This is a genomic window from Paracoccus tibetensis, assembly GCF_900102505.1.
Lineage (GTDB): Bacteria > Pseudomonadota > Alphaproteobacteria > Rhodobacterales > Rhodobacteraceae > Paracoccus > Paracoccus tibetensis.
Genome location: NZ_FMVT01000001.1, coordinates 384513 through 396615, shown reverse-complemented (window position 1 = coordinate 396615; position 12103 = coordinate 384513). Strand labels below are relative to the sequence as shown.

Here is a 12103-nt window from a genome sequence, read left to right as displayed (position 1 = left end):
TCCGCAAGCCCCTGACAAGGCAGGATCGAACGCGCTCAGATCGCGCGTTCGTGGACGTAGCTGCCGGGCGAGGGCTCGATCTCGTCCTGCGGATGGCGCGCCTCGACGATGTCGCCCGACCGTGCCGCCAGCCACTCCGCCCAGTGCGGCCACCAGCTGCCCGGCGTCAGCGTCGCCGATTCGCGCCACGCGGCATGATCGCCCCCGAAGTCGGTGCTGCCGATGTAATGGCCGTACTTCTTCTTGCTGGGCGGGTTCACGATCCCGGCGATGTGGCCCGATTCGGACAGGATGAAGGTCTTGTCCTTCGTGCCCATCCGCGCCACGCCGCGCCAGCAATCCTTCCACGGCGCGATGTGGTCGGATTCGCAGGCGATGGCGCAGACCGGCACGTCCACGTCGCCGAGCGTCAGCGTCTGGCCCATCAGCTCGAAGCCGTCGGTGGCAAAGCCGTTCCGCTGGCAGAGCCCGCGCAGGTACTGCATCGCCATCTTGCCCGGCAGGTTCGTGCTGTCGCCGTTCCAGAACAGCAGGTCGAAGGCCGGCGGCGTCTCGCCCAGCATGTAGCTGCGGATCGCCGGTCCCCAGACCAGGTCGTTCGCCCTCAGGAAGCTCATCGTGCGCGACATCAGCCGCGCGCGCATCAGCCCGTGCCGCTCGATCTCCTCGGCGATGCCGTTGACGAAGTCGTCCTGCAGGAAGGTGGTGAACTCGCCCTGGTCCGAGAAGTCGGTCAGCGCGGTGAACAGCGTGGCCGAGTTCACCCGGTCGTCGCCGCGCTTCTTCAGCAGCGCCAGCGTCAGCGACAGCGTCGTGCCGGCGATGCAGTAGCCGACGACGTTCAGCTTCTTCTGCGCCGTCAGCTCGCGCACCTTGTCCATCGCGTCGAGATAGGCCGAGACGTAATCCTCCATCCCGGTTTCGGCCATCTCGACGCCGGGGTTCTTCCAGCTGACCACGAACAGCGTGTGCCCCTGCGAGACCAGCCAGCGGATCAGGCTGTTCTCGGGCTTGAGGTCGAGGATGTAGAACTTGTTGATCCAGGGCGGGAAGATCAGCAGCGGGACGGCATGGACCTGCTCGGTCGTCGGCGCGTACTGGATCAGCTCGAACAGCGGCGTGCGGTGGACGACCGAGCCGGGCGCGGTGCCGACGTTCTCGCCCACGACAAAGGCGTTGCGGTCGGCCAGCGAGACGATCATCTCGCCCTGGTTCTGCTCGACGTCGCGCACGAGGTTCTCGAGCCCGCGCACGAGGCTTTCCCCCTCGGTCGCGACGGCCTTCTCCAGCGCGTCGGGATTGGTCGCCAGGAAGTTCGTCGGCGCCAGCATGTCGACGATCTGGTTCGTCAGCCAGGTGATGCGCCGGCGGGCGATCTCGTCGGGCAGCTCCAGCGCGGCCGCGGCCTCGCGCAGGGCGTTCGCATTGGTCAGGTACTGCTTCTTGACCAGGTTGAAATAGGGATGCGTCTGCCAGAGCGGGTTGGCGAAGCGCCGGTCCGCCGGGCTGTCATCCTCGGGCGCGGTCAGCTGCCCCTTCGCCAGCGCGGCCTGCGCCTTGGCGTAGTTCTTCAGCGTCTCGCCCCAGTAGTTCACCTGCTGCTCGATCATGCGCGCGGGCTGGTCGGTCAGCGTCTTCACGAAGCCCTGCGCGGCGGCGCGCATCAGGTCCGGTCCCGGCCCCTGCACGCCCGGGTTCGGCATCCCGCGTTCCGAAAAGGCCGCCATCAGGCGGTGGCCCAGCTGCTCGATCCGCTCGATGTTCTCGGCCAGCTTGCGGGCCGTCGGCGCGTGGCTGGAGCGGGCCATCTGCGCCAGCAGGCTGCGGGCGGCGGCCATCCCATCCTCGGCGTCGTGCTCGGCGGCTGCGGCGACGTCCGCCGCGGCCGGGGCGGCAGAGCTGCCGGGCGCGGCGGCCGGCGAGACGGGCACGTCCTCGATCTCGGCCGGCGGCTCCTCGGCCGGGGGCATGTCGCCAGGCGCGTCCGAAGGCGGCGCCTCGACGGGCGGAGCCTCCAGCGGCGGGGTCTCGGCGGGCGGCGTGTCGGCGGGATCGCCGACAGGCGGATTGTCCGCAGGCGGGGTGTCGGCGGGAGGGCTGCCAGCGGAAGGGTTGCCAGCGGGCGAGTTCTCGGTGGGCGGACTGTCAGCCGCCTGCGCGGATGCGGCGGCCGACGGGCCTGCCGCCTTGCCGGCACGGCGGCGGGAGCGCGCCGCGGGCGCGGTGCCCGGCATCGCGGCCTGCGCCTCGGGGGCCGTGGACGTCTCGGCACCCGCTGCGGCGTCGGCCGGCTTCGCCTTGCCCTTCGCGCCGGCAGGTCCTGCCGATTTGACGGATTTTTTGGCCACGTTGCTGCCGCCAGTCGCTCCGGTGGGCGTCGATTTCCTTGCCATCGTGCTTCATCCCCCCTAGATGTGACGTGATGATACGCGCAGGCCACGAACGGGGTAAACCCGGGTCATTCCCCCGGCGCAGCCTTTTCTCGCTGAGCCGGCAGCAGCGAACGGTGGATTTGCATGTCGAAGAACGGATTCCGCGGGATCGTCTCGTATGACGCGATGGAGACGATCCGCAACACGAACGAATGGCTGGGCGCCACCGCCCGGGCCATTGCCTCCTATCCCATCTTCGCGATGGTGCCGCATCCGGCGCTGAAGCTCATGGGGGCTTGGGGCCGCGTGACCGAACGCAGCTTCGCCCGCATGGTGATCAAGCCGGGCTGGCAGATCCCCGCGATCCCGGGCGAGGACGGGCAGGACCACATCGTCTATGTCGAGCCGGTGATCCGCCGCGCCTTCGGCGACCTGGTGCATTTCCGCGTCGCCCGGCGCGAGCCGCGCCTGAGGAAGGTGCTGCTGGTCGCGCCGATGTCGGGCCATTACGCGACGCTCATGCGCTCGACCGTGACCTCGCTGCTGCCCGATTGCGAGGTCTACGTCACCGACTGGCACAACGCCCGCGACATCCCGGTGTCGGAGGGCAAGTTCGACGTCGAGGACTACACCCAGTATCTCGTCGATTTCATCCGCCATCTCGGCCCGGACACCAACGTCGTCGCCGTCTGCCAGCCCGCGCCGCTGGCCCTGGCCGCGACGGCGATGCTGGCCGAGGAGGATCCCGCCGCGCAGCCGCGCACGCTGGTCCTGATCGGCGGCCCGGTCGATCCCGATGCCGCCGCGACCGAGGTCACGGATTTCGGCAACCGCGTGACGATGGGCGAGCTGGAGCATCTGGTCATCCAGTCGGTGGGCTTCAAATACCGCGGCGCCGGCCGGATGGTCTATCCGGGCCTCGCGCAGTTGTCGTCCTTCATCGCGATGAACGGCGAGACGCATACCCGCGCCTTCCTGAACCAGATCTTCGCCGAGGCCCGCGGCACCGCCTCCGAGGGCGACAAGCACAACAAGTTCTACGACGAATATCTCGCCGTGATGGACATGACGGCCGAGTTCTACCTGTCGACCGTGGACCGCATCTTCAAGCGGCTCGAGATCGCGCAGAACCGCTTCAGCGTGAACGGCCGGCCGGTCGACATCGGCAAGATCACCGACGTGGCGGTGATGACGGTCGAGGGGGCGAATGACGACATCTCGGCGCCGGGGCAATGCGTGGCCGCGCTGGACCTGTGCACCGGGCTGCCGCAGGACCGCAAGAAGCAGCATCTCGAACCCGGGGCGGGCCATTACGGCATCTTCGCCGGCAAGTCCTGGCGGCTGAACATCCGCCCGCTGGTGCTGGACTTCATCGACGAGCATGCCGCCCTGCCCGACGCCGTGAAGCCCAAGAACCGCCGCAGGCGCGGCGGCGCGGCGGCCGATTGCGGCGTCTCGGACCCGATGGACAGCAGCAAGATGCCGGTCTGACCGGCATCGGCATCAGCCGAGATCCTCGACCGCCTCCTCGATCATCCTGAGGCAGTCGGGGGTCGAGAAGCGGTGATCCGCGCCCTTGACCAGCGTCAGGCGCAGGTCGGCCGCGTCCAGGTGCTCCAGCAGGTCCAGCGCCCATGACATCGGCACGTCGGCATCCGCCGTGCCCTGCAGCAGCCGGACCGGGCAATCCAGCCGCAAGGGCTGGTCCATGACCAGGTTTCGCCGGCCATCCTCGATCAGCTGCCGGGTGATGACATAGGGCTGGTCGGCATACTCGCTCGGCAATTCCAGCCGGCCTGCCCGCATCAGCACCTCGCGCTGCTGCGCGTCGAAGCCCGCCCAGAAGCCGCGCTCGGTGAAGTCGGGCGCGGCGGCGATGGTCACCAGCCCCGCCAGCCGATGCGGCAGCGCCCGCGCCACCAGAAGCGCGATCCAGCCGCCCATGCTGGAGCCGACCAGCACCTGCGGCCCGTCGGTCAGCGCCTCGATCACCGCGCGCGCATCCTCGGCCCAGTCCCCGATGCTGCCCTCCTCGAAATGCCCGCTGCTGGCGCCGTGGCCGGAATAGTCGAAGCGCAGGAAGGCGCGGCCGCGCCGCTGCGCCCAGTCCTGAAGGTGCAGCGCCTTGGTGCCGGTCATGTCCGACTTGAACCCGCCGAGAAAGACGACCCCCGGCCCCTGCCCCTGCGTCCGCTGATAGGCGATGCGCCGACCTGCGGCGGTGTCCAGAAACTCGCTCATCCGATTGCCCCTTGCTGCGTCCGGCCCCGATCTTGACAGTTCCGGCCCCGGCGTCCAATGGGGTGCGACATACCCGCAGCCGGGCGTTCCGTGGGCGCCGAACCGACGAGGAGGACGCATGTCCCAGATTTCCCTGACCTTCCCCGATGGCAACGCGCGCGACTATCCCGCCGGCATCACCGCCGCCGAGGTCGCGCAGAGCATCGCGCCCAGCCTCGCCAAGCGCGCCATCTCGGCCAGCCTCGACGGCCGGCACATCGACCTCGCCTGGCCCATCGAGGCCAGCGGCGCCATCGCCATCCACACGCTGAAGGACGAGGCCCCTGCGCTCGAGCTGATCCGCCACGACTTCGCCCATGTCATGGCCCGCGCCGTGCAGGAGATCTGGCCGGACGTGAAGGTCACCATCGGCCCGGTGCGCGACTACGGCTGGTTCTACGACTTCGACCGCGCCGAGCCCTTCACTCCCGAGGATCTGGGCGCCATCGAGGCGAAGATGAAGGAGATCATCAACGCCCGCGAGCCCGTCCGCACCGAGGTCTGGGACCGCGCCCGCGCCATCGCCCATTACGAGGCCGCAGGCGAGCCCTTCAAGCTGGAGCTGATCGACCGCATCCCCGAGGGGGAGGATCTGCGGATGTACTGGCACGGGGATTGGCAGGACCTCTGCCGCGGCCCGCATCTGCAATCGACGGGGCAACTGCCCGCCGACGCCTTCAAGCTGACCCACATCGCCGGCGCCTACTGGCTCGGCGACGCCACGCGGCCGATGCTGCAGCGCATCTACGGCGTCGCCTTCCGCTCGCGCGACGAGTTGAAGGCGCACATGACCATGCTGGAAGAGGCCGCCAAGCGCGACCACCGCAAGCTGGGCCGCGAGATGGACCTGTTCCACATGCAGGAAGAGGCGCCCGGCCAGATCTTCTGGCACCCCAACGGCTGGAACATCTATGTCGCGCTGCAGGACTACATGCGCCGCCGCCAGCGCGCGGACGGCTATGTCGAGGTGAACACCCCGCAGGTCGTCAGCCGCAAGCTGTGGGAAGAGTCGGGCCACTGGGAAAACTACCAGGAGAACATGTTCATCGTCGAAGTGGACGAGGAGCACGCCAAGACCAAGACCATCAACGCGCTGAAGCCGATGAACTGCCCCTGCCACGTGCAGGTCTTCAACCACGGCCTCAAGTCCTATCGTGATCTGCCCCTGCGCATGGCCGAGTTCGGGTCCTGCAACCGCTACGAGCCCTCGGGCGCGCTGCACGGCATCATGCGCGTGCGCGGCTTCACGCAGGACGACGCGCATATCTTCTGCACCGAGGCGCAGATCGAGGCCGAGACGAAGAAGTTCATCGACCTGCTGTCCTCGGTCTATGCCGATCTGGGCTTCGAGAGGTGGCGCATCAAGCTGTCGACGCGCCCCGAGAAGCGCATCGGGTCCGAGGAAAGCTGGGACCGGACCGAGGCGGCGCTTGGGAACGCCTGCAAGGCGGCGGGCCATGACTTCACCATCTTCCCCGGTGAGGGCGCCTTCTACGGGCCGAAGCTGGAATTCGTGCTGACCGACGCCATTGGCCGCGACTGGCAATGCGGCACGTTGCAGGTGGACCCGAACCTGCCCGAGCGGCTGGACGCGGAATATGTCGGACAGGACGGCCACAAGCACCGCCCGATCATGCTGCACCGCGCGGTGCTGGGTAGTTTCGAGCGGTTCATCGGCATCCTGATCGAGAACAGCGCCGGCAAGCTGCCCTTCTGGCTGGCCCCGCGGCAGGTGGTCGTCGCCTCCATCGTCTCGGACGCGGACGGCTATGTGCACGAGGTCGTCGAGATGCTGCGTGCTGCCGGCATCCGGGCCGAGGCGGACACGCGCAACGAGAAGATCAACTACAAGGTCCGCGAGCATTCCGTCGGAAAGGTGCCCGCGATCCTTGCCATCGGCATGAAGGAAGTCGAGGAGCGCACCGTCTCGATCCGCCGTCTCGACCAGCAGGGCAGCCGCACCCACAGCCTCGCCGAGGCCGTGCAGATGCTGGCGTTAGAGGCGACTCCGCCGGACCTGCGCTGAAATTTGCCGATGTCATTTGGCCGTTACATGCGGGCGCAAGCCTGCATGAGTTCCCGCTTGCCTTTTTTAGCGATTCGGTCATCCTCTCATCTGCGTGAGCGAAGACTTTCTACCGCCTCCCTTCGACGGGCAGCCGGAAGACCGAAAGCGGGCTGCACGGCCAGGCGCAATCCTGCGCCCGGATGACTTGAAGGAGAGAACGGTTATGGCGACCGGTACGGTAAAGTGGTTCAATTCGACCAAGGGTTACGGCTTCATCGCGCCTGACGACGGCGGCAAGGACATCTTCGTGCACATCTCGGCGGTCGAGCGTGCCGGACTGACCGGCCTGCAGGACAACCAGAAGATCGCCTACGAGCTGCAGTCGGGCCGCGACGGCCGCGCCTCGGCCAGCGACCTGAAGCTGCTCTGATCTGACGCCTCAAGGCGCGCGCTGACGGCCCGTTTGCACGGGCCGTTTTTCTTTGGCATGAAGCCCCCTGCCTGCCGCCGGAAGGAGCTGCCATGACCCGCCTCGACATCTTCGCCGATCCCGTCTGCCCTTGGTGCCTCATCGGCAAGCTCGAGCTGGACCGCGCGCTCGAGAGCCGGCCAGACCATGGCTTCCTGATCGCCTGGCACCCCTTTCGCCTGAACCCGCAGCTGCCGGCCTACGGCGCCGACCGGATCGAGCATCTGCGCGCGGCCCTCGGCGCGCGGGCCGAAGACGCCTCGCGCGCCGTCGCCAGGCGCGCCGCCGAACTGGGCTTGGTGATGAACCCCTCGCCGCGCGAGCCGAACACGCTGAACGCCCACCGCCTGATGCACTGGGCCGGGCTCGAGGGGGTGCAGAGCCGGGTCATGTCCGGGCTGATGCGCGCGCATTGGCAAGAGGCGCAGGACATCGGCCAGCCCGAGACCCTCGCCCGCATCGGCGCCGGCGCCGGGATGGACGAGGCCATGATCCTGCGGCTGCTCGCCAGCGACGCGGACCGCGCCGAGGTCCTGACGCGCGAGCAACACGCGCGCGAGCGGGGCATCACCTCGGTCCCGACCTTCATCGTGGCGGACGCCCATGCCGTGACCGGCGCGCAACCGGCGAGCCTCTGGCAGCAGGTCATCGACGAGATTTCGGCCTCCCGCGGCTGACGGACTTGCACAGTCTGCAATTTGAGCCTATGTCTCCGGTCTGAACCGATCGGTGATCCCCTCATGTCCGACATTGCCTATGCCGCCCCGGCGCAGCCGCGCCGCCTGCCGCTTCCCGAATTCATCGCGATGCTGGCCTTCCTCTTCGCCACCATCGCCTTCTCGATCGACGCGATGCTGCCGGCCCTGCCGGACATCGCCGTCGAACTGACGCCCGAGAACGTCAACCGCGCCCAGCTGATCCTGACGGCCTTTATGGCCGGGATGGGGCTGGGCACGCTGTTCGCGGGACCCATCTCGGATGCGATCGGCCGCAAGCGCGCGATCAACATCGGCTTCGTGATCTACCTGATCGGCGCCGTCGCGGCGATCCAGGCCGACTCGCTCGAGCTGCTGCTGGTGGCGCGCTTCGTGCAGGGCCTGGGTGCCGCAGCGCCGCGCATCGTGGGCGTGGCGCTGGTGCGCGACCTCTACGAGGGGCGCGAGATGGCGCGGATCACCAGCTTCGTGATGATGATCTTCATCATGATCCCGGCGATCGCTCCGACGCTCGGCGCCGGCATCATCTCGTTCGCGGGCTGGCACGGCGTCTTCTGGGCCTTCATCGCCTTTGCCCTGATCGCCGCGACCTGGCTGAACCTGCGCCAGGACGAGACCCTCGCCCCCGAGGCGCGCCGCCCGCTGCGCATCGGCAGTCTTGCCGCCTCGGCCCGCGAGGTGCTGTCGGACCGGCAGGTGATGCTGGCGACGGTGATCCTGACGCTCGGCTTCGGACAGATGTTCGGCCTTCTGTCCTCGGCCCAGCAGCTCTTCGGCGAGACCTACGGCAAGGGCGAGAACTTCCACCTGTGGTTCGCGCTGATGGCGCTTCTGTCCGGCAGCGGCACGGTGCTGAACGCGACCTTCGTGATCCGCTTCGGCATGCGCCGCATCGCCAAATGGGCCTACATCATGCAGACGGTCGTTTCGGCGGTGACGCTGGTCCTGATGCTGACGGGCGTGCTGCCCGAGGCGCTGCGCTTCCCGGTCTTCTTCTTCTGGGCGACCAGCGTCTTCTTCATGGCCGGCGTGACCTTCGGCAACCTCAACGCGCTGGCGCTGGAGCGGATGGGCCATATCGCCGGCATGGCGGCGTCCGTCATCGCGGCCATCTCGACGCTTGCCGCGGTGGTGATCGCGGCGCCCATCGGGCTGCTTTACAACGGCACCGCCATCCCGGCGGTGACGGCGACGCTGATCTGCTCGGCCCTGGCCTGGGTCCTGATGCGGAAGCTGCGCGACTAGGCGCGGCCGCGGGGGGTCCGGGGGGCCGGCCCCCCGGCCACCGCGGGACGCCTCAGGCCGCGACGCCCGCGGGCAGGCTGGCGCCCGTCATGTAGGCCACCGCGTCCGACATCGAGTGCTCGCGCGGATTGATCACGCAGAGCCGCCGGCCGAGCCGGTGGATGTGGATGCGGTCCGCGATCTCGAAGACATGCGGCATGTTGTGGCTGATCAGCACGATCGGGATCCCGCGCGAGCGGACGTCCTGGATCAGGTCCAGCACCCGCCGGCTTTCCTTCACGCCAAGCGCCGCCGTCGGCTCGTCCAGGATGATGACCCGGCTGCCGAAGGCCGCCGCCCGCGCCACCGCGACGCCCTGCCGCTGGCCGCCCGAGAGGGTCTCGACCGGCTGGTTGATGTTCTGGATCGTCATCAGCCCCAACTCGGACAGCTTCTGGCGCGAGAAGTCATGCATCGCCGCCGTGTCCAGCATGCCGAACCACTTGCCCATGATCCCGGGGCGGCGCAGCTCGCGCCCCATGAACATGTTGTCCGCGATCGAGAGGGCCGGCGACAGGGCCAGCGTCTGGTAGACCGTCTCGATCCCCGCCTGCCGCGCCTCCAGCGGGCTGCCGAAGCTGACCGGCTTGCCGTCCAGCAGGATCTCGCCCTCGTCGGGCCGGACCGCGCCGGACAGCGCCTTGATCAGGGTGGACTTGCCGGCCCCGTTGTCGCCGATCACCGCCAGGATCTCGCCCGGGTACAGCTCGAAATCGGCGCCGTCCATCGCGGTCACGCGGCCGTAGCGCTTGACGAGGCCCCGCGCGGTCAGAAGTGGCTGGTTCATGACGACACCTTTCGGATCCACTGGTCGATGGCCACGGCCAGGATGATGAGCCAGCCCGTCGCGAAGAGTTGCCAGAGCACGTCCACCCCGGCGAGGCGGAGGCCCGAGTTGAAGACGCCCACGATCAGCGCCCCGATCAGCGGCCCGAGGATCGAGCCGCGCCCGCCGAAGAGCGAGATCCCCCCGATCACCACGGCCGTGATCGATTCAAGGTTCGATTCGAAGAACGAGGTCGGGCTGACCGAGCCGACGCGCCCGATCGAGGACCAGGCCGCCAGGCCGCAGATGATGCCAGCGACGACGTAGACGGACATCAGCACCCGCTTGGTCTGGATCCCGGCCAGTGCCGCAGCCTCGGGATCGTCGCCCACCGCATAGACCCGCCGCCCCCAGGCCGTCTTGTAGAGCGCGTAGTAGAGCACGGCGAAGACGACCAGCATCAGCACGACGCCGTAGGTAAGGACGGCGCCGCCGATCTCGAAGCGGGTGCCGAAGAACTTCAGCAGCGGCGCCTCGGCGTCCAGCGTCTGGCTGCGGATCGTCTCGCGCGCCGAGAGGTAATAATTCAACGCCAGGAAGATATTCCACGTCCCGAGCGTCGTGATGAAGGGCGGCAGCTTCAGCCGCGTGACCAGAAGCCCGTTCAGCGCGCCCGTGGCCGCCCCGCAGCCGAGGCCGATGAAAATGGCGATCGGCACCGGGACGCCGTAGTTCACCGCCAGGTTGCCCATGACGACCGAGATCAGCACCATGACCGCGCCGACCGACAGGTCGATGCCGGCGGTCAGGATGACCAGCGACTGCGCCGCCGCCAGCGTGCCGACCACGGCGACCTGCTGCAGGATCAGCGACAGGTTGAAGGCCGAGAAGAAGTTGGGCGAGATCAGCCCGAAGGCGATCACCGACAGGATCAGCACGATGACCGGCACCATCGTCGGAAACTGGTGCAGGAAATGCTGAAGCTTTTGCAATGGGCTGCGGCCAGAATGCTCGAAACTGGCGACGGTCTCGCCGGATCGGGGGACCACGGGATCGGGGGTGTCGGACATCGGCTTCTCCGTCGGGGGACTGGTGGAAGGGCGCCACGCGCCCTTCCCGTTCTAGGTGAGGATCAGCCCCAGCAGCGCTCGAGGCCTTCCTCGACGCTGATCGACTCGACGCCCTCGACGGCCTCGCCCGTCACCAGCGCGACGCCGGTATCGGTGAAGTCGAGGCCCTCGGTCGTCTCGGGCATGGTCCCGTCGGCGGCGAAGGCCGCGATGGCCTCGATCCCCTGCGAGGCCATCAGCAGCGGGTATTGCTGCGAGGTCGCGCCGATCACGCCTTCCTGGACGTTCTGGACGCCCGGGCAGCCGCCATCGACCGAGACGATGGTCACGTCATTCTCGCGCCCGAAGGACCGCAGCGCCTCGTAGGCGCCGGCCGCGGCGGGCTCGTTGATGGTGTAGACGAGGTTGATGGACGGATCGCGCTGCAGCAGCGCCTCCATCGCCTCGCGGCCGCCTTCCTCGTTGCCCGAGGTGACCTCGCCGCCGACGATGCGCGGGTCGGTCTCGTCGCCCATCACGTCGGGATTGCCAACATCGATGCCGAAGCCCTCGAGGAAGCCTTGGTTCCTCAGGACGTCGACCGAGGGGTTGCTGGCGGACAGGTTCAGCAGCGCGATGCGGGCCTCGGCCGCGGCATCGCCCATCGTGCCGGCGGCCCAGGCCCCGATCAGGCGCCCAGCCTCGCGGTTGTCGGTGGCGAAGGTCGCGTCGGCCGCGTCGATCGGGTCCAGCGGCGTGTCGAGCGCGATGACCAGAATGCCCGCGTCACGCGCTTGGCTCAGCGGATCGACGATGGCCTTGGTGTCCGAGGCGGTGACCAGGATGCCCTTCACCCCGGCGGCGATGCAGCTTTCGACGGCCTGCTGCTGCGTCTCGTGATCGCCGTCGATGCGGCCGGCAAAGGTCAGCAGCTCGACGCCCAGCTCGGCCGCCTTGGCGGTCGCACCTTCCTTCATCTTCACGAAGAACGGGTTGATGTCGGTCTTGGTGATCAAGCAGGCCCGGACCGGCTCTTGCGCCTGCGCGGCGCCGATCGAGAGGGCAAGGGCGGACACCGCGGCGGATGCGCGGAAAACGGTTGTGATCTTCACGTGATCTCTCCTCCTGAACGGCGGGTCCTCGTCCCGCCTTGCCGAAG

At 68.3% G+C, this 12103-nt stretch carries 10 protein-coding genes; 5 read left to right on the top strand and 5 right to left on the bottom strand.

The window, feature by feature from the left end:
• Window positions 1-35 precede the first annotated feature (35 nt).
• Window positions 36-1808, bottom strand: coding sequence for a class I poly(R)-hydroxyalkanoic acid synthase (gene phaC, locus BLP73_RS01965; RefSeq protein ID WP_245686523.1), 1773 nt, complete (start codon window positions 1806-1808; stop codon window positions 36-38).
• A 708-nt stretch (window positions 1809-2516) separates the two neighbouring features.
• On the opposite strand from phaC, the gene phaZ reads away from it, so the two are divergent.
• Entirely contained in the window at window positions 2517-3863 is a 1347-nt protein-coding gene (gene phaZ, locus BLP73_RS01960; protein ID WP_090739821.1) for a polyhydroxyalkanoate depolymerase, read from the top strand.
• 12 nt (window positions 3864-3875) lie between these two features.
• On the opposite strand, the gene BLP73_RS01955 is transcribed toward phaZ, so the two are convergent.
• The gene (locus tag BLP73_RS01955; protein ID WP_090739820.1) at window positions 3876-4613 is read right to left on the bottom strand and encodes an alpha/beta hydrolase; all 738 of its coding nucleotides are present in this window, start codon (window positions 4611-4613) and stop codon (window positions 3876-3878) included.
• Window positions 4614-4731: 118 nt separating this feature from the next.
• Here BLP73_RS01955 and thrS point away from each other — a divergent pair, with 118 nt between their 5' ends.
• The 4 genes from thrS (at window position 4732) to BLP73_RS01935 (ending at window position 9090) form a co-directional block, all read left to right on the top strand.
• The gene (thrS, locus tag BLP73_RS01950; protein WP_090739819.1) at window positions 4732-6678 is read left to right on the top strand and encodes a threonine--tRNA ligase; all 1947 of its coding nucleotides are present in this window, start codon (window positions 4732-4734) and stop codon (window positions 6676-6678) included.
• A gap of 205 nt (window positions 6679-6883) precedes the next feature.
• Window positions 6884-7090, top strand: coding sequence for a cold-shock protein (locus BLP73_RS01945; RefSeq protein WP_090739818.1), 207 nt, complete (start codon window positions 6884-6886; stop codon window positions 7088-7090).
• Between the two features lie 92 nt (window positions 7091-7182).
• Window positions 7183-7806, top strand: coding sequence for a DsbA family oxidoreductase (locus tag BLP73_RS01940; protein WP_090739817.1), 624 nt, complete (start codon window positions 7183-7185; stop codon window positions 7804-7806).
• A gap of 63 nt (window positions 7807-7869) precedes the next feature.
• Window positions 7870-9090: a multidrug effflux MFS transporter gene (locus tag BLP73_RS01935; RefSeq protein WP_245686504.1), complete on the top strand. Its 1221-nt coding sequence runs from the start codon at window positions 7870-7872 to the stop codon at window positions 9088-9090.
• A gap of 52 nt (window positions 9091-9142) precedes the next feature.
• Here BLP73_RS01935 and BLP73_RS01930 read toward each other — a convergent pair whose 3' ends face one another.
• The 3 genes from BLP73_RS01930 to BLP73_RS01920 all read right to left on the bottom strand — a co-directional run bounded on the left by BLP73_RS01930 (window position 9143) and on the right by BLP73_RS01920 (window position 12050).
• The gene (locus tag BLP73_RS01930; RefSeq protein ID WP_090739816.1) at window positions 9143-9916 is read right to left on the bottom strand and encodes an ATP-binding cassette domain-containing protein; all 774 of its coding nucleotides are present in this window, start codon (window positions 9914-9916) and stop codon (window positions 9143-9145) included.
• Entirely contained in the window at window positions 9913-10965 is a 1053-nt protein-coding gene (locus BLP73_RS01925) for an ABC transporter permease (RefSeq protein WP_090739815.1), read from the bottom strand. The genes BLP73_RS01930 and BLP73_RS01925 overlap by 4 nt, the downstream gene beginning before the upstream one ends.
• 62 nt (window positions 10966-11027) lie before the next feature.
• Window positions 11028-12050, bottom strand: a complete 1023-nt coding sequence (locus BLP73_RS01920; RefSeq protein ID WP_425415681.1) for a sugar ABC transporter substrate-binding protein — start codon at window positions 12048-12050, stop codon at window positions 11028-11030.
• Window positions 12051-12103 lie beyond the last annotated feature (53 nt).

Coding starts and splice junctions, on each gene's coding strand:
- BLP73_RS01935 (WP_245686504.1), top strand. CDS start 7,870: ATGTCCGACATTGCCTATGCCGCCCCGGCGCAGCCGCGCCGCCTGCCG.
- phaZ (WP_090739821.1), top strand. CDS start 2,517: ATGTCGAAGAACGGATTCCGCGGGATCGTCTCGTATGACGCGATGGAG.
- BLP73_RS01955 (WP_090739820.1), bottom strand. CDS start 4,613: ATGAGCGAGTTTCTGGACACCGCCGCAGGTCGGCGCATCGCCTATCAG.
- BLP73_RS01930 (WP_090739816.1), bottom strand. CDS start 9,916: ATGAACCAGCCACTTCTGACCGCGCGGGGCCTCGTCAAGCGCTACGGC.
- thrS (WP_090739819.1), top strand. CDS start 4,732: ATGTCCCAGATTTCCCTGACCTTCCCCGATGGCAACGCGCGCGACTAT.
- phaC (WP_245686523.1), bottom strand. CDS start 1,808: ATGGCCCGCTCCAGCCACGCGCCGACGGCCCGCAAGCTGGCCGAGAAC.
- BLP73_RS01925 (WP_090739815.1), bottom strand. CDS start 10,965: ATGTCCGACACCCCCGATCCCGTGGTCCCCCGATCCGGCGAGACCGTC.
- BLP73_RS01945 (WP_090739818.1), top strand. CDS start 6,884: ATGGCGACCGGTACGGTAAAGTGGTTCAATTCGACCAAGGGTTACGGC.
- BLP73_RS01940 (WP_090739817.1), top strand. CDS start 7,183: ATGACCCGCCTCGACATCTTCGCCGATCCCGTCTGCCCTTGGTGCCTC.